General features: G+C 48.6%; 24 protein-coding genes, 1 tRNA gene and 1 pseudogene. 21 read left to right on the top strand and 5 right to left on the bottom strand.

Annotation, left to right across the window (positions count from 1 at the left end; all coding sequences use genetic code 11):
- Positions 1–9: 9 nt before the first annotated feature.
- From ACOZB4_RS09980 to ACOZB4_RS09955, 6 genes and pseudogenes are all read left to right on the top strand, one after another.
- Positions 10–1,116: a DUF58 domain-containing protein gene (locus ACOZB4_RS09980; RefSeq protein ID WP_379404456.1), complete on the top strand. Its 1,107-nt coding sequence runs from the start codon at positions 10–12 to the stop codon at positions 1,114–1,116.
- Positions 1,113–2,417: a DUF4129 domain-containing protein gene (locus tag ACOZB4_RS09975; RefSeq protein ID WP_379404454.1), complete on the top strand. Its 1,305-nt coding sequence runs from the start codon at positions 1,113–1,115 to the stop codon at positions 2,415–2,417. The genes ACOZB4_RS09980 and ACOZB4_RS09975 overlap by 4 nt, the downstream gene beginning before the upstream one ends.
- A gap of 12 nt (positions 2,418–2,429) precedes the next feature.
- A complete protein-coding gene (gene pulA / locus ACOZB4_RS09970) occupies positions 2,430–4,382 on the top strand; it encodes a type I pullulanase (protein ID WP_379404452.1) in 1,953 nt (650 codons plus the stop codon).
- A 106-nt stretch (positions 4,383–4,488) separates the two neighbouring features.
- The gene (locus tag ACOZB4_RS09965) at positions 4,489–6,093 is read left to right on the top strand and encodes an S-layer homology domain-containing protein (protein WP_379404450.1); all 1,605 of its coding nucleotides are present in this window, start codon (positions 4,489–4,491) and stop codon (positions 6,091–6,093) included.
- Positions 6,094–6,224: 131 nt separating this feature from the next.
- Positions 6,225–6,680, top strand: a pseudogene (locus tag ACOZB4_RS09960) (RidA family protein).
- A 2-nt stretch (positions 6,681–6,682) separates the two neighbouring features.
- Positions 6,683–7,198 (top strand): GNAT family N-acetyltransferase, encoded by a 516-nt coding sequence (locus ACOZB4_RS09955; protein ID WP_379404448.1) that lies wholly within the window; start codon positions 6,683–6,685, stop codon positions 7,196–7,198.
- Between the two features lie 73 nt (positions 7,199–7,271).
- On the opposite strand, the gene ACOZB4_RS09950 is transcribed toward ACOZB4_RS09955, so the two are convergent.
- Positions 7,272–8,120 carry an alpha/beta hydrolase family protein gene (locus tag ACOZB4_RS09950; RefSeq protein WP_379404446.1) on the bottom strand — a complete coding sequence of 283 codons (849 nt, stop codon included), beginning with the start codon at positions 8,118–8,120 and terminating at the stop codon, positions 7,272–7,274.
- A gap of 191 nt (positions 8,121–8,311) precedes the next feature.
- On the opposite strand from ACOZB4_RS09950, the gene ACOZB4_RS09945 reads away from it, so the two are divergent.
- The 10 genes from ACOZB4_RS09945 to ACOZB4_RS09900 all read left to right on the top strand — a co-directional run bounded on the left by ACOZB4_RS09945 (position 8,312) and on the right by ACOZB4_RS09900 (position 14,278).
- Positions 8,312–8,384 (top strand) — tRNA-His (locus ACOZB4_RS09945).
- Positions 8,385–8,514: 130 nt separating this feature from the next.
- On the top strand, positions 8,515–8,775 hold the full coding sequence (locus tag ACOZB4_RS09940) for a YqkE family protein (protein ID WP_076322198.1): 261 nt from the start codon (positions 8,515–8,517) through the stop codon (positions 8,773–8,775).
- A gap of 622 nt (positions 8,776–9,397) precedes the next feature.
- Positions 9,398–9,892, top strand: coding sequence for a VOC family protein (locus ACOZB4_RS09935; protein WP_042226070.1), 495 nt, complete (start codon positions 9,398–9,400; stop codon positions 9,890–9,892).
- A 177-nt stretch (positions 9,893–10,069) separates the two neighbouring features.
- Positions 10,070–10,210 carry a hypothetical protein gene (locus ACOZB4_RS09930; protein WP_379404443.1) on the top strand — a complete coding sequence of 47 codons (141 nt, stop codon included), beginning with the start codon at positions 10,070–10,072 and terminating at the stop codon, positions 10,208–10,210.
- A 218-nt stretch (positions 10,211–10,428) separates the two neighbouring features.
- Positions 10,429–11,148, top strand: coding sequence for a DsbA family oxidoreductase (locus ACOZB4_RS09925; RefSeq protein ID WP_379404441.1), 720 nt, complete (start codon positions 10,429–10,431; stop codon positions 11,146–11,148).
- Between the two features lie 91 nt (positions 11,149–11,239).
- On the top strand, positions 11,240–12,046 hold the full coding sequence (locus ACOZB4_RS09920; RefSeq protein ID WP_379404439.1) for a GNAT family N-acetyltransferase: 807 nt from the start codon (positions 11,240–11,242) through the stop codon (positions 12,044–12,046).
- 38 nt (positions 12,047–12,084) lie between these two features.
- Positions 12,085–12,684, top strand: coding sequence for a DUF4269 domain-containing protein (locus tag ACOZB4_RS09915; protein ID WP_339290696.1), 600 nt, complete (start codon positions 12,085–12,087; stop codon positions 12,682–12,684).
- Entirely contained in the window at positions 12,677–13,147 is a 471-nt protein-coding gene (locus ACOZB4_RS09910; protein WP_379404437.1) for a DinB family protein, read from the top strand. The genes ACOZB4_RS09915 and ACOZB4_RS09910 overlap by 8 nt, the downstream gene beginning before the upstream one ends.
- 53 nt (positions 13,148–13,200) lie before the next feature.
- Positions 13,201–13,815, top strand: coding sequence for a TVP38/TMEM64 family protein (locus ACOZB4_RS09905; protein WP_379404435.1), 615 nt, complete (start codon positions 13,201–13,203; stop codon positions 13,813–13,815).
- A gap of 145 nt (positions 13,816–13,960) precedes the next feature.
- On the top strand, positions 13,961–14,278 hold the full coding sequence (locus ACOZB4_RS09900) for a hypothetical protein (RefSeq protein WP_379404433.1): 318 nt from the start codon (positions 13,961–13,963) through the stop codon (positions 14,276–14,278).
- A gap of 93 nt (positions 14,279–14,371) precedes the next feature.
- On the opposite strand, the gene ACOZB4_RS09895 is transcribed toward ACOZB4_RS09900, so the two are convergent.
- From ACOZB4_RS09895 to ACOZB4_RS09885, 3 genes are read right to left on the bottom strand one after another with little or no spacing between them, the layout of a single operon-like run.
- On the bottom strand, positions 14,372–16,330 hold the full coding sequence (locus tag ACOZB4_RS09895; RefSeq protein WP_379404431.1) for a CotH kinase family protein: 1,959 nt from the start codon (positions 16,328–16,330) through the stop codon (positions 14,372–14,374).
- An 18-nt stretch (positions 16,331–16,348) separates the two neighbouring features.
- Positions 16,349–17,059, bottom strand: coding sequence for a DUF4956 domain-containing protein (locus ACOZB4_RS09890; RefSeq protein WP_379404429.1), 711 nt, complete (start codon positions 17,057–17,059; stop codon positions 16,349–16,351).
- Positions 17,060–17,062: 3 nt separating this feature from the next.
- Entirely contained in the window at positions 17,063–17,776 is a 714-nt protein-coding gene (locus tag ACOZB4_RS09885; RefSeq protein ID WP_379404427.1) for a polyphosphate polymerase domain-containing protein, read from the bottom strand.
- A 367-nt stretch (positions 17,777–18,143) separates the two neighbouring features.
- Here ACOZB4_RS09885 and ACOZB4_RS09880 point away from each other — a divergent pair, with 367 nt between their 5' ends.
- Positions 18,144–18,344, top strand: a complete 201-nt coding sequence (locus tag ACOZB4_RS09880; RefSeq protein WP_379404425.1) for a DUF4166 domain-containing protein — start codon at positions 18,144–18,146, stop codon at positions 18,342–18,344.
- 148 nt (positions 18,345–18,492) lie between these two features.
- On the opposite strand, the gene ACOZB4_RS09875 is transcribed toward ACOZB4_RS09880, so the two are convergent.
- Positions 18,493–19,791 (bottom strand): MFS transporter, encoded by a 1,299-nt coding sequence (locus ACOZB4_RS09875; protein WP_339266007.1) that lies wholly within the window; start codon positions 19,789–19,791, stop codon positions 18,493–18,495.
- Positions 19,792–19,948: 157 nt separating this feature from the next.
- Between ACOZB4_RS09875 and ACOZB4_RS09870 the strand changes: the two genes are divergently transcribed.
- From ACOZB4_RS09870 to ACOZB4_RS09855, 4 genes are all read left to right on the top strand, one after another.
- On the top strand, positions 19,949–20,704 hold the full coding sequence (locus ACOZB4_RS09870) for a DUF2087 domain-containing protein (RefSeq protein ID WP_379404423.1): 756 nt from the start codon (positions 19,949–19,951) through the stop codon (positions 20,702–20,704).
- 27 nt (positions 20,705–20,731) lie between these two features.
- Positions 20,732–21,085 carry a GIY-YIG nuclease family protein gene (locus ACOZB4_RS09865; RefSeq protein ID WP_379404421.1) on the top strand — a complete coding sequence of 118 codons (354 nt, stop codon included), beginning with the start codon at positions 20,732–20,734 and terminating at the stop codon, positions 21,083–21,085.
- Positions 21,086–21,235: 150 nt separating this feature from the next.
- Complete coding sequence (locus tag ACOZB4_RS09860; protein ID WP_213644287.1) at positions 21,236–22,084, top strand: DegV family protein; 849 nt, start codon at positions 21,236–21,238, stop codon at positions 22,082–22,084.
- Positions 22,085–22,207: 123 nt separating this feature from the next.
- A complete protein-coding gene (locus ACOZB4_RS09855; protein ID WP_165593394.1) occupies positions 22,208–22,363 on the top strand; it encodes a hypothetical protein in 156 nt (51 codons plus the stop codon).
- Positions 22,364–22,537 lie beyond the last annotated feature (174 nt).

Genomic DNA, 22,537 nt, shown 5'->3' with positions numbered 1-22,537 from the left:
CGAATAGCTATGGGAGCCTACTGGATATTGTTCATCGCTGCTGTGGTCGTCGTCGTGCAGGGCAAGCTTTTCAAACGGATGGCCTTGAAAAGGTTGAACTACAGCCGCTCCTTCAAGGTGTCGACTTGCTATGAGGGAGATTCCGTGGAATTGATCGAAATCATTGAGAACCGCAAAGCGTTGCCTATACCCTGGTTAAGGGTGGAATCCCAATTCCGCTCGGGTCTGGCATTTGATAATCAATTGAACCTGGATATCAGTGAGGGGCAATTCAATCAGAATCACAAGAGCTTCTTCAGTCTTCTGCCTTGGACCAAGATCCTTCGCAGACATCGGATTACCGCTAAGCGCAGAGGCCTGTATAAGCTGGGCACAGTATCAATGACGACGGGGGATCTGGTCGGAATGGAGTCGATTGTGGAGAGTAAGACGTTGTCCGGTGGCATTATCGTGTATCCGATGCCGATGGATGTGTCGGACATGGCCCTCCCGGTCCAGACTTGGATGGGCGAAATGCTGGTCCGAAGATGGATCTTGGAGGATCCTTTCCTGATATCGGGCGTGCGCGAATATCGCGACGGCGATCCGCTGAAGGATATTCAATGGAAAGCGACCGCTCGGACGGGCACCCTACAGGTCCACAGACGGGATACCACAGCTGACAGCCGACTCTTGATCTATCTGAATATAGAGGATCATGAGCAGATGTGGAGCAAAGCGACGCGGCCAGAGCCGATCGAGTATGGCATCCGCCTGGCGGCTGGCATTACAGCTCACTTATTGTCGCAGGGCATGGAGATCGGAATGGGGACGAACGGAACGCTTGGCGAGGATTCAACCGATGAAGCATTCGTCCCCGTTGCAGGCGGCATGACGCAGCAGCAGCTGATCTTCGAAATGCTGGCGAGACTGGAGCTGACGCGAAAGGCTTCTTTTCATGATTATTTGGTCCATGAACTGTCCCGGCATGAAGAGGCGAGAGATATCCTCATTCTGAGCACTTACGTCAGCCCCAGGCTGGAAGAGATGTTTCAGCGATTTCGGGACCATGGGCACACGATTCAGGTATTTCCTCTCGATGATGTGCCGTCTCCTGCAAAGGAGGTGTCTGCATGACCTCTCGAGGCACTGGGTTTATAAAGGCTTTCTTGCAGGGATTCGTGGAATGTGTGCTCTATTTTCCGGTTCTCTTTATTCCGGCGTTCTATCTGCTGCCTGAATCGTATCGCTGGGTATGGCCTATTCTAGTATTTGGCGGGTACTTACTTGGCTATACAGGTGCGCGATTGTTCAAGCTGGATCGTCAGTTTAAGGCAACCTTATGGGCTAGCCTGGTTTCTATTACGGTATCCATCGCATTCATAGGCGTTGATTTGACCCTTGCTTATTTCATCCCTCTGATATTTATTGCCAGTTATCGCGGAAGCCGAATGGAGCAGGTAAGCTGGAATTTGATGTTTCCGGGGACATATTTCTTAATAGGTTTGATTTTGTACGGGGTCAGCAGTTTTATGTTAAGTTTCATGGATTCATTCCAGGGTGGCATATCATCTCTGACTTGGATGGGGGCAGCGGCGTTAGGATTGACCCTGCTGATCGTCAATAGGCAGTTGGTGTTGGATGAGACACTCTCAGGCAATGATCAGCCCGTATTGGAACGGCGTGTTCTGCGCTACAATCGCTGGTTTATCATCGTATTGCTGCTTCTGGTCGCGGTAGTCGCTTTTCTTCCGCAGCTGCAGCAATGGGTCTCTGATATGGCGCGGGGGATCGCTGCATGGATCTCCGGATGGTTCGGCTCCGGAGCGGAGCAGGCCCCGGAGCCGCCTTCGATGTCGGAGCCACCGCCTGAAATCCCATTCCTCGATGAAGAAACCAAGCCGCCGAGCCCATGGATGAAAGTACTGGAGCAAGTGCTGATCTATGGCGTGTTCACCTTTATTGGGATCGGGATTTTGTATGTTCTGTTCAGGTTTGGCAAAGTACTGCCTAAGCTGTACCGAAGATTCTCTGCATGGATGAATAGGATGATGAACGGACAGAACGTTCAGCCCTCACTAGGTTATGAGGATGAAGTGGAGAATATTGAACATGACCCGGCATCCAAACGACTAAAACGGCTGTTGTCCGGTATGCGTATCGGCGGAAAGTTTCGGGCGGGAGAAGGATCAGAGCACCTGAATGAGAAAATTCGCCAAATGTATCGGATGATACTTTCCCGAAGTATCAGGGAAGGTTATCATTGGAAAGCATCGCTAACACCGCGGGAAACCGAAAGCGATCTTAAGGAATGGGACGGAAGGAAGGATCGTATTCCACAATCCTTGATCGAGCTTTACGAGGAAGCCCGATATGGTACTCGTACCATTACGGAAGAAGAAGTTGAACGGCTGCAATTGGATAGGAAGCATACATGAGGAGTGAACATCTTGTCGGTACAAAAAGAAAGCAATGCTGTTATTCACTACGGAGATCCCGCGGTCACCGGGGGAGTCTCCGTCTTTGATAAGGAATTTGACAAGCTTTTTTATTATGATGGAACGGACCTGGGGCTAACCTACCAAGCTCAAGAGTCCACCTTTCGCCTGTGGGCACCGACGGCTAGTGAGGCATACGTTATGCTCTATCCGGATTGGCATGCAGTAGAAGCCCGGCGAATCGCGATGACGCGTGATGTGAAGGGAGCTTGGCTGCTGAAAGTAGGAGAAAATCTTCAAGGGATGTTCTACACCTACCAGGTCCTTATCGGGGATCAATGGAACGAAGCTGTCGACCCTTACGCTGCTGCCGTAGGCGTCAATGGCGATCGTGCTTACATCTTGGACATGGCCTCGACCGATCCAGAGCACTGGACAGAAGACAAACCGCCATTTCATAGTCCTCTGGATGCCGTAATCTATGAACTGCATGTTCGTGATTACACCATTCATCAAGGCAGCGGAGTGAAGCATAAAGGCAAGTTTGCAGGCCTGGCGGAGACAGGCACCCGAGGTCCGGGAGGGATTCGAACAGGGCTTGATCATATTGTCGAGCTTGGGGCCACGCATGTGGAGCTGCTCCCGATCTATGATTTTGCAACGGAAAGCGTGGACGAAACCAGGCTTCATGAGCCGCAGTACAATTGGGGATACGACCCGAAGAACTACAATGCTCCCGAAGGCTCGTATGCTACGGATCCGTATGTGCCTGAGGTTCGGATTCGTGAATTGAAGCAGTTGATTCAGACATTCCACGATCATGGCCTTCGGGTCATCATGGATGTGGTGTATAACCATGTATATGACGGGTATCTGATCAATTTCACGAAGCTGGTCCCCGGATATTATCTGCGTTATACGAAGGACGGCAAATTCTCCAACGGATCCGGGTGTGGAAACGACACGGCATCCGAGCGTCCGATGATGCGGAAATTCATTGTGGAATCCGTCCTGCATTGGGTGAAGGAGTACCGGATCGACGGTTTTCGCTTTGATCTCATGGGTTTGCTGGATGTGGAGACGATGAATGAAATCCGGGCGCGCCTGGACGAAATTGATCCGAGTATCATCACGATCGGTGAAGGTTGGGTTATGAATACCGAGCTGGATGAGAAGAAGCGAGCGAATCAGCAGCAGGCACCCGTGATGCCGCGCATCGCTCATTTTAACGACGGATTCCGCGATGCGGTCAAAGGGGACATCTTCCAGTTTGATTATAGAGGCTTTGTGAGCGGCGGAGATGGATATGAAGACAAGGTGAAGCAAGGCATCGTCGGTGGTATTCCGTATTCCAAAGATATCAAGTCATTCGCTTCCGAGCCGGATCAGTGCGTAAATTATGTAGAGTGTCATGATAACCATACCTTATGGGACAAAATTATACTGTCCACGGAAGGAGAGGATGATAAGATACGTCGGGACATACACCGACTGTCATCCGCCATGATTCTGACCAGTCAAGGCATCCCTTTCCTGCATGCCGGCCAAGAGTATTACCGTTCCAAGAACGGTGTGGAGAACAGCTATAACTCGAGTGACATAGTGAACCGGCTTGACTGGGGAATGGCATCGGAGCACCAGGATGGAGTGAAATACATACAGCTGCTCGTTAAGCTTCGCAAGAATCACCCGGCATTCAGAATGAGGGATGCCGCGTCGATTCGTAAGCATCTTCGGTTTGAACCGTGCCCTGGGCATGCCGTTGCTTTCACGCTTCGTGATCATGCGGGCGGTGATCCAGAGAAACATATTTATGTGCTCTATTATGCAGCACGGAAAGAGTCCTCTCTGGCTTTACCTGAGCTGGGCGAGTGGAAGATTCTGCTAGGCGAAGAGCATATTAGGCGTCTAACCCGGGATTCTCTTGTCGTAGAAGGGATCGGTGCGGTCATTTTATCCTGTTAATACGATACCGGAAGCGAATATTACCAAGAAATGAATAATGCCTGATTCTATGATCATCTGATATGCTGATGGTATCAGATTGATAGAATAGAATCGAGGCGTCCCTTTGAAGAAGTATTTCCTGTCACTTTGTTTGCTGCTGTCCTTTACATCGTTTTTTGACCTTCTTCAGGCATCAGCGGCTCAAGCTCCTAGCCCGACCGATTTTCACGATATCTCGGCAAGCTTTGCCAAAGACGCGATCCAGCGTCTGGCCAAGAGAGGTATCGTAAGCGGGGATGGCACAGGAGCTTTTTTGCCGCGAAATCCGGTTACCCGGGCCGAATTCATGGCCATGGTTGCCAGAATGCTCAAGATGGAGCCCGTTCAGAATGATTTGTCCGCGTTTCGGGATGTTTCCCAATCAGCATGGTATTATGGCTGGGTTCACGCGGGACTTAATTTGTCCATTGTTGAGGGGAACGGTCACCGGTTCTACCCGAATGCTTCCATAACAAGGCAAGAGGCTGCTGTGATGGTGATTCGTGCCATGAAAGAAAATGGATATATGAACGGAAATACAGCTGGCCAATACACGGATTCTGCTTCCATCGCGGAATGGGCTTGGCATGCGGTTGGCAAAGCGACCGATACAGGCTGGCTGCAAGGGAGTAAGGGACAGTTCAGGCCGCAGGACGCAATCACCCGTGAGGAAACGGCTATGCTGCTGGATCGGGTCCTGCAGTCGGGAAATGTGCTGTCCCAGATGAACCTCCAGACTCCTGCAAATGTTCATATGGGCTGGTTGTATAACGGTACTACGAATCAATACATCTCCTATGCCAAACGGGCCGGATTGAATGTTCTGGTACCACGCTGGTATTATATGGAGGCTAACGGCAAGGTGACGGACCATACCGACAAGGAGCTGTTGAATTGGGCTCATAACAACAGCCGGCAGGTGTGGGCTATGGTGGGGAACCGCGGGAATGCGGAAGGAACTCATCAAGTTTTAAGCAGCGCACAGTCCCGGAAGTCTGTCGTTGACAGTATTACAGCGAATGTCTCCCGGTATCGATTGGATGGGATCAATATTGATTTTGAGAACGTCATGCCACAGGATCGTCAGAATCTGACGGCCTTTATTACGCAATTATCCATAGAGATGAGGCAGCTAGGAGCTAAATTATCCATCGATGTTTCACCTGATCTGAATACGGATTGGACGGCTGCATTCGACTACGCAGCGCTTGGCACTCAGGTGGACTATATGGTGCTCATGAGTTATGACCAGCACTGGGGTGGTTCGCCAATAGCAGGCTCGGTTTCCTCGGTCCCTTGGAGTGAATCCGCGCTGCGCAAGCTGCTGACTCAAGTTCCGGCTAAGAAGAGCATCATCGCGTATCCGCTGTACACGAGGGATTGGAAAACCGCTTCATCGGTGTCCTCGTCGGACATCAGTTTGATTGAACAGGGACATCGTATTCGTCTGAAAAAGGCTTCTTTAACATGGAATGCCAGTGTGGCACAGTATGAAGCAGCTTATAGCAGCAGTGGCATTCAGCATCGTATATGGACCGAGGAGTCCCGTTCTTTATCCATGAAACATCTTATGGCCGCCAAATATCAGATTGCCGGTTATGCCTACTGGTATCCGGGCGCCGAGACGACGGACGTATGGCAGGCCATTCATAATGCGGAACGGTATGCTTATTATTCGTTCCGGATCTAAACATCCGATATGTCGCATATCAAGACCAACCTCGATGAGTGAGGTTGGTCTTTTTTTTACTTGTAAAAAGGTCATTCCGTGATACAATAGTTGGAATTTATATTGAATATTTTTCCTGTAGGAGTGATCATATGACCGTTCGTGCGGAGGAACGTCTGAAGGAGCTGGGCATCAACCTACCTAAAGCAGGCTCGCCAGCGGCGAAGTATGCCAACTATGTCGTTGTTAACGGATTGATGTATGTTTCGGGGAAAGGACCCTCAGGACAGCCAAGGGGCAAATTGGGCGAACATTACACAACAGAACAGGGCTATGAATATGCTCGCCTGACCGGAATTGAAGTCCTGGCCGTATTGAGAGAAGGCCTGGGATCACTTGATAAAGTGAAGCGCGTGGTCAAGGTTCAAGGCTTCGTTAACGCGACAACCGACTATGAGGAGCATCATAAGGTATTGAATGGATTCTCGGACTTGATGCTTGATGTATTCGGGGATTAAGGGATTCACGCCAGATCCGTATTCGGAGCCGTATCCTTACGGGATCAGCTGCCTGTCATTGTAGATTCAATCTTTCAAGTGGAGGAATAGGCATGGCATTAGTGATAAGGGAGCTGCAGGTGAAGGAGGATGAAAGCCTGCTGCTTATGGTCCAGGAAATCGGCCAGGGCGGGAATGGCTTCGTTAATGGTCTAAATAGCGGAGGCATGGAAGAGTTCGCCTCTAAGGTGCAGCGCAATTACGAAATGGCGAGAGGCATCGATCTTCCGGATGAGTATGTTCCTCAGACGATATATTGGTTATACGATAACGACAAGCCTGTAGGATACGGTAAGCTGAGACACCGACTGAATGAGAATCTGCTAGAGCTAGGGGGACATATCGGGTATGTCATCAGGCCGTCGGAGCGTGGAAAAGGATATGGCAAGCGGCTGCTGGCGGAGTTGGTCAAGAAAGCCTATGACAAAAACATAAGCAGGGTCCTTCTGACCTGTGATGAATCCAACCTGGCTTCCCGTTGCATCATTGAATGGAATCACGGTGAATTAAGTTCCATTGCGAAAGGAACGTGTAAATACTGGATTGAGACGGCTGCTGGGCACGACTAGTTGGAAGCAATGCCAATCAACACGCGCTTGGAGAGAGAATAAGTAGAAGTTAGGAGCGCTCCTCAACTTCTACTTATTTCTTCAACCAGTCGAACATCCGGTTGATCGCCGCTGCATGCTGCTGCGGCGGGAAATGATGCCCAAGACCTTCGTACAGATGGGCTTCCGGCTGATGTCCCTGCTCTTGAAGCTTGTCCAGCATCCGGTAACTATGTTCCACCAGGACCTGCTCGTCCCGCGTCCCATGGACAATCAGGACCGGACATCGGATTCGGTCCGCATAATGGATCGGAGACCGGAGAAGGTATCGTTCCGGAAACTTGGTTGGCGTACCGCCAATGATGCGTTTCATCATTCTGCGCAGATCGATTCGTTCCTCGTAGGTTTGGGCCAAGTCGGAGACGCCGCTCCAGAGAATCATTTTGGATACATGTGACGACAGGGCGGCTGCCACGGCAGCATTGATCGCCCCGCGGGAAAAGCCTAACAGATGAATACGTTTGTTATCTATCCATGAAATGCGCGATAGCCATTCGATTGCGGAGATCACGTCCATCGTATCGGCACCGCCGAATTCATCCCTGCCCTCGCTGCCTTCATTCCCACGATAGGCTGGAGCAAACACCGCATATCCTTGCGCTGCGAATTCTTCGACCCATTTTAACCTTACCGCCCCAACCCGTCCAATGCCGCCGCGGCAATACAGGACCAGTGGCAGCTTAGGTTCAGTTGACCCGAAGGATCCTTCCGGGACAGTGTCCTTATTCAATGAGCATGCAAGCGTGCCGACTACCGTTACGCCGGGTATGGCATCGACCGCTTCGGACATCTCATGGGTGCTTGAATGGGGCAATTGTGGCGGCAGACCCAGATACCCCTTGACATGTAATCCCTCTGAGACATAATCAATATGATAGATCATCGATGTCCTACCTCCTATGCTTAAATCATATTGTATCGAAAAAGGGCCCTATTCTCAGATGTTGGAGTTCAAGTAAGTATAGTACGTTCTTTCCGTTGAAATCAAGAATGACCTGTAAAAAATTACAATTTGCTAAATGGATTGATGTCTGCTAAAATGTATTCTCGAGAATATGAAATACTCTTATCTTGGCGGTCGTGGCGAAGGGGTTAACGCACCGGATTGTGGCTCCGGCATTCGTGGGTTCAAGTCCCATCGATCGCCCTCAAAGTAAAGTATGCATAATGGGAAGGAGAGCCGATAGGCTCTCTTTTTTTTCGTGGTATTCCCAACATATATAGATGCCAGACCGTACATAAGATGATATAATGATGTGGAAATCGAGGTGAACATCATGGCAAAAAAGAAAAGAACATCCCCATTGCCGCGAACTGAAGCTGCTGATAAACCCGCAACGTTAAAGGATATGCTGGACCCTCAAGTTCTGGCGAAGTTGAAGGCAACGACCGAATCCTTGAAAGCCAATGAAGCTGAGCGGCTTGAGCAGGAAAGGCAGGAACGGGAAGCTGTGCGCAAGGCTGAACAGAAGCGGCGCGATAATGATTTTGAGTATTTACTGGAACACAGCGAGATGGATTGGAAAAAATATAAGTGACAGGCGGCGGTTTGCTGTCTGTTTTTTTCGTTATTGCGGTCTGCCTTGTGTGAGAGTACGCCGGGTTTGTCCAAGTCCCAAAGGGCCGATTGTCTTGTTCTCCATTATTCTGCCTAACGACACCGCGGACGTTAAAGTAATATTGCCGCTCATTGAAATGATGAAGAAAATCGAAGGGCTAAAAGTCGACTATCTGGAGTGTCTTTTCTAAACGATGTATATCCGAAGTCGAAGGCTTCCCCAAAAAGACTCCCTTGTGGATGGAATTTTGGTTTAAACCAAGGGACGGTTCCCTGGATCATGTCGCTTCTCGGTATCGAATCGTATGATAATGAATCTGCTTACAATGCAATCTTTTTTTTTATAAAAAATATGACGATCATCCCTATGAGCATGGTGGAATGTGCGGAGTTAGCATCAAATAGCTCTCAACTGCCACAGGAATACGATCGGTGGCCTCGTTCCGTTAACGGGCAGATTAGTTTATTTGTGATATGCTTAATTTTTACATCTGTAACTTTTTAAACATAGCAATTTGAAAGAAACCATGGCTCATTTTTTATGCTAATTTGTATTGTGTATAAACCTACTAAAACGCTTGAATATTAAGGAGGTTAAAATAATGAATAACAAAATCCAAAAAATCACGCCAAACTTGTGGTTCGATACACAAGCCGAACAGGCGGCAGAGTTGTACACTTCTATTTTTAAAAATTCAAAGATAGGAAGAATCACTCACCATGGCAAAGATAATCACGGGATACCAGAAGGAACCGTAATGACTGTGGAATTTCAACTGGACGGGCAAGAATTCGTAGCCTTAAATGGCGGTCCGTATTTCAAATTCACAGAGGCAATATCATTTATCGTGAACTGTGAAGATCAAGATGAATTGGACTATTTTTGGGAAAAACTCTCCGAAGGCGGAGATGAAAAGGCTCAAAACTGCGGTTGGCTAAAAGATAAGTATGGCGTGTCGTGGCAAATTATTCCTTCCACTCTAACCGAGATGGTAAGCGACCCAGATCCTGAAAAATCAGAAAGAGTTATGAAAGCATTGCTCCAAACGAAGAGTAAAATTGACATAAAAACTTTGATGCAAGCGTATGAGGGATAAAGTGCACTTTGCCGTTACAGACTGGGGGAAGACCGTACCGCGAGTCATTGATAACGGAAAACGTTAGTTCAGAATTTACCGCCGTATGATTGATAGGGCGGTTTTTCTTTTGGCCAGAAATCAACAATCAAGGATAACAGAGCCTAAAAAAGAAATGAATCACCAACAGATGAAAGAATGCTTCGCAGAAACCGCTGGTTTATCGATAAGGGGCATAACGAGGAACGTGTGCTTCAGGAATATTTACAGCTTGTGAGATACAGACACGATGAATATGTTGAGCCTACCCGCTGGCATGAGGGATCTGGTAATGAATAGTTCCCTGAAGGGAAATCAAGACTTTGAGGTTGTGAGTGATTGGATTCTAACCAGATTACTGGAGAACAGGAACCCGCTTAGATAACAGGCGTGCTTGTACTCGGTATCTTGGAACATCCATGTAAGACCTCGCCGTATTCATGTGAGGTGTTGATGTCATGCTGAAAGCGGGTTACAATAAGTAAGTCAGTATTCATACTCGCTAGGAGGCGTAAAGAATGAAAGTTGAAATATGGTCGGATTTTATGTGTCCGTTCTGTTATATTGGTAAACGCCGTTTCGAATCGGCACTGGAGCAATTCCCTAATAAAGATCAGGTTGAAGTGGTATACCGCAGCTTTGAGCTTGATCCCAATGCATCGTATAAGACCGGGGTTTCCATGGATGAGATATTGGCATCCAAATACGGCATGAGTATCGAACAGGCTAAGGCTGCGAACGGCAACGTGACCCAGCAAGCGGCAAGCGTCGGGCTTACTTATCACATGGATCGCGTCATCCCGGCCAATTCATTTGATGCTCACCGCCTGGTTCATTTTGCATCCGGGCATGGTAAAATGAAAGAAATGACGGAGCGGTTGTTCCGTGCACACTTTACAGACGGCGAGAATCTTGGTGATAAGAATCGATTGGCTGATCTGGCGGCTGAAGTCGGCCTGGAGCGGGATCAGGCAGTGGCTGCGCTCGAGAGTGACGATTTCCAATCGGAAGTAAGGGCAGATGAATCCGCTGCAACAAATTTAGGAATTCGGGGAGTGCCATTCTTCGTGTTGGAAGGCAAATACGCCGTGTCCGGTGCGCAGCCGCTGGAAGTGTTCACGGACGCTCTAGATAAGGCTTATCGTGAAGCGAATCCGCTAGTGATGGTGAATGACACCGACAGCAGCGACGGCATGTGTGCCGACGGATCTTGCGATTTGCCGGACAGCGCGAAATAAAACATACACAGCAAGTAAGAGCCCGAAGTATCAGTAAGCGATCTTCGGGCTCTATTTTTCCAATTACTAATCATAATACATAGGAGGCCATATGCGGCATCTTCCATCTGAGGAACTTATCCATCGAATTCAGGATTCGGAAACGGATTATATGTTGGATCGAATGAAAGCAATCGAAGGTCGGACCGGAAATCCCGAAGGGGTCGAAATGAAGCGCTTCGGCCATGTACTGTGCTTGTACAGCAAGACGATGCCTTGGCTTTCTTTTAACACGGTGAAAGGACTGCGTTCAGAGGATCTGAATAACTTGGACGATATCATCGACTTTTATCGATCGAGGGACCGCAAATTCCAGTTTGAGATCGTACCCGGCCTGGTGAATCAGGAAGTCCTAACTGCGCTTGCCGATCGCGGATTCTATCAATCTGCTTTTCATAATTCCATGTATATGAACCCGCAAGAGATGAAGGGGGTGCAAGGTAATGGAATTGTGATCAGAACAATAGACAAAGATGAATTTGAGGATTATGCTAAAGTTCATTGTCATGGAACAGGATTGCCTGATCAAGGAATTCCATCTGTAGCCGCGAATAATCGTGTATTGTATTCACGCCCGGGATGGAGCTTCTATATCGCTTATGTCAAAGATGAACCGGCTGCAGCTGGCGTCATGTATGTAAATCAATCGACAGCGTCACTAACATTTGCGGCAACACTCCCGGAGCATCGTAGACAGGGCTTGCAGCAGGAGCTGCTTCGTAGGAGAATACAGGAGGCGAAGCTTGCAGGATGCGATCTAATTGCCTCCCAATGTGCCTTCTTATCGCAGAGCCATCGTAATATGGAATCGATTGGCATGAAGCTGGGTTATGTTCGGACGACGTGGACCGAGCGCTAGCCTGAAAGTTCAGAGCAGTAATGCAGGTGGTGGCAGACATGCAAGAACATATGGATTTTCTTAATTTGGAGTACTTACAACTAGGCTCTGCTAAACAGAAGCAAGCAGCCATGGTTATAGACGAGCTTAGACTATGGGATCATTTGAAACCCTGCAACCCGATATTGGTGGGTACGATCCCTATTGGGATTGACATCGCTTCAAGCGATCTCGATATCATATGCCATGTGACGGATTTTGCCCGTTTTGAGCGAGAGCTCACGACGCATTATAGTGAACTTGTTTCGAATTTCACATGCTCATCCCGTACGGTCAACAACGTGGATCGAACGGTAGCGCGTTTTCAGTATAAGGGGTGGGAATTCGAGATTTTTGCACAGCCAATACCTTCGACGAAGCAGAATGGTTACCGTCATATGATTGTGGAATACAAGCTCTTGAAGCGACTCGGTGAAACTGCAAGACAAGGCATCATCGAGCTGAAGAGGTCGGGTTACAAGACGGAGCCTGCCTTTGCGAAGCTGTTACATATCACAGGCGATCCTTATGAGGAACTGCTCAAGATGTATCACTGGCCGGAGGATCGACTGGACGCCTATATTAAATCTTATATGGACAAGGAGAATGGATATGAGTGACAAACAGCAACTGCTGAATGAGTATTCCGCATGGATCGGCAAAGTGAAAGAATTCGCGGAACAGGAAGAGGGATACTGGAGCACCCCGATTGCAGAGGGGAAATGGGCCGTACGTGATGTGGTGTGCCATATCATGCGCTGGGATGAGTATTTTTACAATGAAGCCATTGCCAAAATTTCTACAGGGGATGCATTGACTGTCCGGCATATGGATTATGATGCTTTCAATGAACAGTCAAGGCAATATGCCAAGACGTTATCAACAGAAGCGCTGGTGGACCAGACGATAACCGCAAGGGAGAAGCTGATTCGGGCGATCGAAGCCCTGCCTGAAACGTCATATGAGCTCCGGTACACGGACGGGGACGGGCATCCCTTTGAGGTAGCGCAATTTATGCGGGATTTCATCTGGCACGACAACCACCATCTGGCTCAGCTGAATCAGGTGCTTCAGGTCAGCTAGTCGGCAATACTTAGCAGAAATGGGTGAAGTCATTGATTGGCTACTTGGACATCATGTCTTACTTTACAGAGAGCAATCTGGAATGGTTATTAGAACAATTTAGAGCATTAGGCCCTCTGCCGGGCATCCTTCTGACTTTTCTGAAATCCTTCATTCCACCGATGCCCACGATCGTGATTGTTGGTGTGAATGCGGCGGTGTATGGGCTGTGGGCCGGGTTTCTTTACTCTTGGATCGGCATGGTGGCAGGATGCTTAACGACCTTTCTCATCGTGCGCAAAATATCCGGTACAGCACTGATCGAACGCTGGGCGAATAAACCTAAAGTTCAGCGTGGTATGCGCTGGATTCAGCGCAACGGTTTCAGTTACGTTTTCCTGCTTGGCATACTCCCCGTGGGGCCGTTTGTAGCGGTCAACGTAGCCGCCGGGCTAGCTAGAATGAACCTGATGTCCTATCTGATGGCTGTAACCTTGGGCAAGGGCATTATGGTGTTCTGTGTTTCTTACATCGGTGCCAACCTGTCCGATTTTATTGCGGAACCTTTTAAATTGTTCGGTGTCCTTGCCTTTATCGTGCTGTCCTTGTTGGTCAGTCGGAAGCTGGATTCATACTTTATAAGAAAACAATCGGTACACGAACAACAAGCAGAGCTCAAGTCCCATTGAATAGCATCATGGCTGAGGGAAAAAAACGGACGGTATGGTTCTTCATGACCATATCGTCCTTTGGCATATCTCGATCTCGCCTTTTGCTGTATAATGGAAAAATAGTAATGTCAAAACCAGCATGATTGAAAAAGGAGTAAGTGTTATGACCAAATTGGCCTCATCCATTCTCGAAATGATACGTATGATGATCATAATGATGATCTTTGTAACGGTTCTGGGCAACATTGAACATGAAATACTGAAGGCCTGGATACCTTGGAACGGACTATATTTCCTGTTCCTGTTCGTGGGGAATGTACTGTTGTTTCTTGTGCTTTACCGGAATCGCCTGCAGTTCAGCGGTTGGTATCGTTCAACCGCGACCCAGCACAAGCTGTCTAGAAATACGACGAGGATCGTCATGGCACTGGGCATGATCTTTATCGGAGCGCCCATCATGATCACGTGGTTCACAGTATAATTGGTGTAATTCATCGGTCATAAGCTCGAACGATGGGATTTAAAGGGGCAGTTCCAAAGGTATCGACCTTTGGAACTGCCCCTTGTTGGATGATTACAGTCTTTTACGTTTATACAGCGTTACCAAGAGACAAGAGAGAAGAAGCAGCACGATGGATACTCCGGCGTACAAGGCCTCCTTGGCACTGCCTTGTTCCTCGGCAGCCCCGTTTGACCAATCGCCCGGCCGGCCCATTCCCCGGCCTCCCTGCATTTGACCGCCAAACTCGCCGCCGAATCCGTTCCCCATCTGCCCCTGAGGGAAATCCGGCATCTGGCCTTGACCATTCTGGCCGGGGTCCTGAGGCATGGTTGATTGATTTCCAGCAGAAGGGGGGCTTGCGCTCGATCCGACAGCCGATACGACTGACAAGGAAGATTCATCTCCTGTAGGTACGGTGTCGGTGTCAGGATCAGGCCCTCCAGCTTTGCCTGAGGTAGCATCTGCGCTACTTCCGGACGCGTCGCCAGAAGGATCAGGCGTAGCACCATCGCTGTTGGCGGGCGTTTTCCCGGCAGAGATGCCTCCGGCCAGGGTGTCGTTAGGGGGAAGCATCCCATTTCCATTCGTCCCGCTGCCGCCATCTCCACCCGGTGTCGTGCTCGTGCCAATATCAGTATCAGTAGTGTTTCCCTGGGTGCCTCCATTCGAATTAGGCTGCGGCGTACTGTTATTTCCGCCAGGTACCATCCCGCCACCACCACCAGGTCGCATGCCGCCACCACCCCCGGGGCCCATGCCGCCGCTGCCGCTTCCATCGCCTGCGGAAGGAATCGTTCCATCCAGCTGCTGCTGGACATTATCCGTTGACTCTTCCACGAATGAGGTCAATGTCGGGATGGATTGCTCGTAATCCCCATAGGAATAGAAGGGTCTTGGGTCTTGCTTTACGTGCTCGGAAATTAAGTCTTGTAATTGCGCCACCCGTTCATTGAATGTTTCCTGCTGCATGTAGCCTTTCAGCATCTCCGAGAGGATGGCGTGATAGCGTTCCTTATATTCGTCAACCTCGAGCAGTTTGGCAATCAGGGGTCGTTCCGCCAAGGCTCCCTGGGTTGGCTCGTCAATGAGGATGCTGGAGCCCCCAAATCCTCCGAATGCCATATTATAATCCCAAGGCAGGACAGAGAAGATGCCATTGTTCTCATACAGGTAGTAGTTCTGTTTGTTCATCCCCAGATAACTGTCCATATTGGAAGCAACGACATTTAAGGCAACGTACTTAAGTACATTATCCACATCCAGCACCTTCTCATAATCGGAGCCGTTATTGAGCTCATCCAGCATATCGATCAATACATCATCGTTGGATGATTTGGATTTCATGACAAGTCCGGTATAGGAATCAGGGTCATTGCCAAGCCAAGTCAGATCGCTGCCAGCGCCGGTCATCTCAGCCTTGTACAACGCGCCGTACGAATGATCGAAATGACGCTCCAGATAGGAGTCGCCAATTTGTTCAATTGCGAGGTAGAACCCCCATAATTCATCGTTAACGTATACATTGACGTAAGAAAAGCCGGGAGTCGGCAGTCCGACGGAATCCGCCAGCTCGTAGGTGAGGAATTCCCGCATATACGAGGCGTCGCTGTAGTTGTTGTTCAGATTGATTTTACTGATTCCATTCAAGGTTTGATTGAGGTATTCGTCAAAGGATATTTTGAAGCTGTAACGGTCGGAGTCCGAATTGACCACGCTGCGCAGGCTTAAATTGCCTTTGGTGCGAATGCCGACATGATCAAATTGTATGCCGTTGTAATTGACGGATGCTTCTTTATATTCTTCGGCGCTGGAGTTGTCCAGCATATTCTGAAAATCCGCTTCGTCCATCGTGATTTTAACATCTATGACTTTATCCTTCGGAAAAACCGTTGAATCGATTTGCTCCTGCTGGGCATCACTCTCCGTGCTGCTCACCGTTTCGGCAGCTGTGGGTGTCCATTGGCAGCCTGAGATCAGGAGGAATATGGTCAGCACAAGGGCCAGCAGGACCGTCATTCTTTTCTTTTTCATCTCTGCCCACCGCCTGACTTAGGATACATAGTCGCCACTGTAACTGATCAGAATCGCGTTATGAACACCCGGGAGCTGGGACAGCTTGTTTACGAACTGGCCTTCGGCGTCACGCAGTCTTACTTCCAGTGTCAGTTCAATGCTGCCTGGCGTCACGGTTTTTTGCTTCAGATTATAACGCTTCACGGCTTGACCGATTTGTTCTTTTACGGCTTGCTCGCTCTGCTCATTATCGCAATGAATCACGAGCAGATAAGGCGTATCCACTGTTGCTTTTTTAATGAAGAAGAACAGGATAAGACCGACTGCGATGGAGCCGATGGCAGCCAGCGTGTAGAACCCGGCTCCGGTTACGATCCCGGCAACCGCGGCCCAGAACAGGAAGATCAGATCGGTTGGATCCTTGATGGGCGTACGGAAACGGACGATGGAGAGTGCGCCGACCATACCGAGCGAGAGCACGAGATTTGAGTTAATGGCAATGATGACAACGGCCGTGATCATGGTCATCCCGATCAGAGACACGTTAAAGCTTTTGGAATACAGCACGCCGCTGAAGACTCTTTTATAGAGCAGATAAATAAATAGCCCGATAACGAAAGAAACGGACAGCGTAATCAGGATTTTGGCGATGCTGATATCGGATACGAAGTTTTCCATGACGGAGTTTTTGATGATATCCGAAAAATTGGTGGTGCTTGTACTGCTTGATGTAGATGTGGTGTTCATGAATTATTGATCCTCCCATGTGTTATATTTCAGAAATTTGCGGCACATCACGTACTTGGAAGCCGATTGACGGCCTAGTCCTTCCAACTGCAGCGCGATTTTGATGTAATCCGGGATGTACTCGTCATATTTGACTTCCAATATGATCAGATTCTCATCGATCGCCCGGATGGGCAGCAGATTCCGATTGAACAGATCCGTGGAGTGCAGGCCGGTTCGAAGCTCCTTATCAAACGTAATCCGGACATTTCCGTTAGGACAGACATACGGCTCCCGGACATAATCGACAATGACCTTGGGCCGCATCAGCTTATGCTTCATCTCGTGATACAGCTCCATCATCAATGGCTTGTCTGGTTGATAGAGGCATTCGTATTGACCGGCCATGATCTGATCAACCATCTCCCTTGTGAGCGGCTCCTTCAGCTTGGCGATGTAATCCCGAAATTTGATTTTTTTCTCAAAATGGATGGTGTCGTCGGTTACGTTGTAGATGCGGATGCGGTATTTCACCCGGTCCCGAACCCCAGCCAGCTTCTCGTATAAAGCTTTGTTGTTGATATCATCAAAGTACAAACTTCGAATGTGATATTCCCCGCCAGGTCCTGCATGCTGATCGTAGTTCACCAGATTTCTCAATCGTTGACGGATGATTTGATACTGGTGAATATTCACAAAAAATTTCAGCTCGTTCCGGTATTTCAATGGGGTCGTCATGATTCCACCTCGTTTCTCTCTATCATTCGTTTGCTTGTTTGCTTACGAAATCTATCCTATCAATCGTTCCTGATATCTTTCTTAAACGCGGCTGAATGTAAACTGAATGTTTTCGCATAGAGAGCAGAGGTGTCCGGCTGAAGACTTAAAGGACTTTCCAAGGGGAGCTAAAGCGCATAAAGAGAAATCCGGTCTATGTTGAACTTGATATCAAGACGGATATGGATAAGCAGTGTTTCCGAATCGGGGAAAAGGATCCCGTTTGTGATTGAGAACTATGCTTATCGGGATGAATGGGGAAGAGAAACGGATGACGTGGTGTCGCCGCTTTGATTTTCCGGGTATTTAGAGGTGGTTTGATGCCACGATGATCTATAATGCACAGCGCAGCCGTGTCGTGGATTATTTAGGGAATAAACAGCACTTGGCGGCCGATCTCCGGATAGCCGTGGGGGCTAACGGCGGAATTCACATTCAATCGGGGGAGCAGAGGTTTTATGAGGGGCTTTTGGCAGTTTCGATTTCCCCGGTGGTTCACCGGAACAGCCGATGTAAACGAATGGTATGATGACGGGAATCAATAATACCGGATATCCGTTGAGGTGGACAATCCGATATGGGGCCTGTCTTCCGGTATAAGGGAAGCTTTCAGGCCCGGATCATGGCTGTAGCCAATGGGGCTGTTCCGCTACATGTGAAACCTCTGCGGGTTGAGGTTAGAGAGTAGCGGTAGTATCAGAGGAGGAGAGGCTGCTGCTTTTTCGCTCACGGAACATTCGGTAGTATAGAAACGAAGATACAACATATAGCGTTCCGGTAATACAAAATGTGATCGCATATCCCCAATAGCTGCCGTAAGTGGTGACGAGTTTAGATTGTACGGGTCCCATGGTAGCCCAGCCCAGCATGAAGGCTGTTTGCGTGACCGAATTGGCGATTCCTCTTCGGTGATCCGGTACGCGGTCGATCAGAATAGAGGACTGTATCGGATTGGCGGCATTCATCAGGGCTTGGCGGAACAGGAAGCCGACCGATGCGATGAGGAGTACGTTCGTGAACCCGGTTAACAGCAGGAAGGGCAAGGATAGGACTTGAAAGAGCACCACGGCCCTGACGGCTCCCACCCGATTCACCAGTGTAGGTCCAATCAGCATCGATACGATAGTCATGACTTGTCCGAGTGATATCAGAATGCCGACAGCCGATAACGATACTGAGAAGCGGTTGGTAAAATATAAATTCAAATAAGGCACGACAAGCCCTGAGCCCAGGCCGATTAACAATTGGGCAAGCGCGAACTGACCGATGACTTTGTAATCCCCCAAACCGGAGGTGTTCACAGCTCCTCCTGCCTGAGCTGGTTGATGATCAGTAAGCGGTGCATCCAGTGCCTGTATCTCCTCGGCCTTCTGATCGGTTGTGAACAAGAGCGGGATAAACGCCGCAAAGGTTGCCAGGCCGCCTATGAAAAGCGCTGTTTTCAAGCTGCCGACCTTGTTCATACCAACGGCCTGCAGGGCATCCGCCAAGAATCCGCCTCCCATGCTTCCGAGCACTTGAGAAGCAAGAACAAGCGAGGCGTGGATGCTAAAGATCCGCATGCGAGCCGCTTTCGCCGTGTTTTCCGCTAGAAAGGGGATAGCCAGCACCTGAAAAAAGGATGCGAATAAACCGGTATATATTGCAAGACCAAGCAAGCTGAACTCGCTTTCAAGAAAAGAGCGCGCGATCAGTCCTGCACCGCTTAACAACGCCCCAAGGACGAGGATTCGTTTGCGGCTGCCACGGTCTCCGATCAGGCCGATCGGAATGAACATCAGTGCCGTTGCCAGGGATTGAATACTGACCACTGTTCCATTCATGGAGTCATTATATCCAAGGCCTTGTATGTACAGATTGTAGAGCACGCTAAACATGCCGGTACCGATCTGATACAGCACGTTAGCTAGAAAAAACAGCTTGATGTTGCGCGGCCAAGAATGCATTTCTTTTGCCGACTGTTGAATGAAACCCATGATGATACCCCCTAAATTTTACAGCAGCAACCTCTATTCTAGCAGGTTCCACATAAGGGAGGAAGAAATATTATAAGTGAGTGGAGTGCGATTGACATGTTATAGACAAAAATATAAAATGTCTATATAAATAACTAATTGAAAAGTGGTGTTTGCAATGGATCCGAACGAGCGTTTCTGGAATGCTTCTATAGATGAACTTAAACAAGGCTATATTGACGAAGGGCCCGTATGGGTATGCCTCCTGTGTGGCAAGACGATTGAGAAAGGGATCATCTACCCGGACCAAGATGTGTTATATGAGTCAGAACGATACATGACGGTTCATATCCGCCGGGAGCATGGCTCCGTATTTCAGTATTTGTCTGGCCTCGATAAAAAGCTGACTGGACTGACCGAGCATCAGAATCGATTGCTGCAGCTCTTCTACCAAGGCAAGAACGATAAAGAGGTACAACAGGAGCTCGGCATAGGCAGTGCATCCACGATTCGCAATCACCGGTTTGCCCTGAAGGAGAAGGAAAGACAGTCCAAGGTGCTGCTGACTTTAATGGAGCTGCTGAAGGAAAAGGATGACCATGCGCCGGCATTCGTGGAAATTCCCAAGCAGGCCAGAATGGTGGATGAGCGCTACAATGTCACGGAAGAAGAAAGGCAATCGATCCTGGCCAAGGCGTTTCCCGAAGGGACCGATGGCCCGCTGAAGACATTTAAGCTCAAAGAGAAACAAAAGTACGTCGTTTTACGAGAAATCGCTGCCCGTTTTAAACCGGATGTCTTGTATTCCGAACAGGAAATCAACGATACGATCGGAAGAGACAATCCCGATTATGTGACCATTCGCCGATATTTGATCGAATATGGTTTTTTGAATCGCAAGGATGATGGAAGCCAGTACTGGTTAACGACATAAACGCTAAGATTAGGAGGTTTTAACGCCATGAACCGCAGACAGGAACTAAATCAAATGTATAAGGAAATCAAGATTGAAGCAGGCGTGTATCAAATTCGAAACACAAAGAACGGCAAGGTATTTGTTGCCGGAACGAATAACTTGAAGACCATGAACGGCAAACGATTCGAGCTGCAGATGGGAACAAGCTACAATAAGACGCTTCAGCGGGAATGGAATGAGTATGGTGAGGATGCTTTTGCCTTCGAGATTCTGGAGACGATTGAGCCCAAGCAAGATCCGTTCTATGATCTGAAGGACGCGGTCAGCAAACGGGAGGCATATTGGATTGAACAGCTGGAACCTTTTGGAGAAAAGGGGTATAACGCAGAGCGAAAATAAGGCTTTTGTGTGGCGAACCTATGTGTAGGATATGAAATCACATTCCTTTCGTTTGCAATGCGCTGTAAGGGTAAGATATGATGAATTTAGAGGCTTAAATCGCTTCCTTTTCTACTTCTTACTACACGAAAGCGAGACGTGAACACGATAATGAGATCCATAGCTTGGGTAACCGACAGCACGAGTACAATCGATCCTGAATTCGCCAAGGAAAATCATATTTATATTGTACCTTTGAGGTTGATACTTGGACAGGAGGCGTACAGGGAAGGAATTGACATCTCGGCAGAGACCTTTTATGAAAGAATGAAAGATGAACCGAAAGTCAGCAGTTCACAGCCTCCAATCGGTGAATTCATCGAATTATATGAATCCCTGAAAGTGAAGTATGATGATATTATCGCCATTCACTGTTCATCCGAGCTCAGCGGAACATTGAATTCATCTATGCAGGCAGCAGAGATTGCCGAGGTACCCGTGGTTGGCATCGATTCTCAAGCGGGAGCGTTTCCGGTACGCGAAATGATCATGTCCGGGATTCACTGGCATAGCCAAGGGGATACCGTGCAGATGATAAAAGATAAAATCCAGTCCATGGTGCAAAACATGTCGTTCTACCTTATTCCGGCAAGCCTGCACCGGCTTCACAGCAGCGGTCGGGTATCCGGCACCCAGCTTCTTCTCAGCAATCTGCTCCGCATTCATCTGCTGCTGCGTTTTGATGAAGGCAAAGTCATTGTGGAAGAGAAGATCCGAACGTTCAAGAAGGCCAAGCAGAGAATGCTGGAACTTATGAAACTGGATTTACAGAAAATTAAAAAGGTCTGCATCATGCACGCAAACAACGTAGAAGAGGCCGAAGAAATCCAGAAGGAAATCAGCGGGGCCCATCCGGCGTTGAAAACCGAAATTATGACCTTTATTCCCGTTGCGGGCATCCATGCCGGCGAGGGCACCATTGCGATGTCGTGGATTAAATATCATCCTGCTTATTCCTAGTTATAGTACAGATCCTGCCTGCAGATACTATCTGCAGGCTTTTGTTTGTTTTTCGATTCTATACGACCTGTGATGGTTGTATATGTAGTAGGAGATGATTCCAAGGAAAGGAATGAGGTTCACATGAAAGTGATTATCACGCAAGCTGAGGCGATGCAAAAGAATATATGGGATGATATCATGCTGATGTTCGGAAGAACGGATGAGGATGAAGTATGGGACACGGAGCAGTTTATATTAACCGAGGAGCAAGCCCGTAAGCTTGGGCTGCTTAAATAGGCGAAGAAGGGCCGTTGTCGATGCGGCTCTTTCTTCTTTCTTAGGCGGGCAGCTTAGGCTTGGTTTGGGCTGTAAGGAAATCATGTTATGATGGAAGGACTCTGTGGAACAGAGGACGAATATAATAGTGTGAATTTGAAGGAAGGTGACAAGTTGAAGCGTAGGACAAAATGG

The sequence above is a fragment of the Paenibacillus sp. NPDC058898 genome (assembly GCF_049316025.1).
GTDB lineage: Bacteria > Bacillota > Bacilli > Paenibacillales > Paenibacillaceae > Paenibacillus_AQ.
Note: the sequence above shows the minus strand (reverse complement) of the source record. Positions and strands in the feature narration are given on the sequence as shown.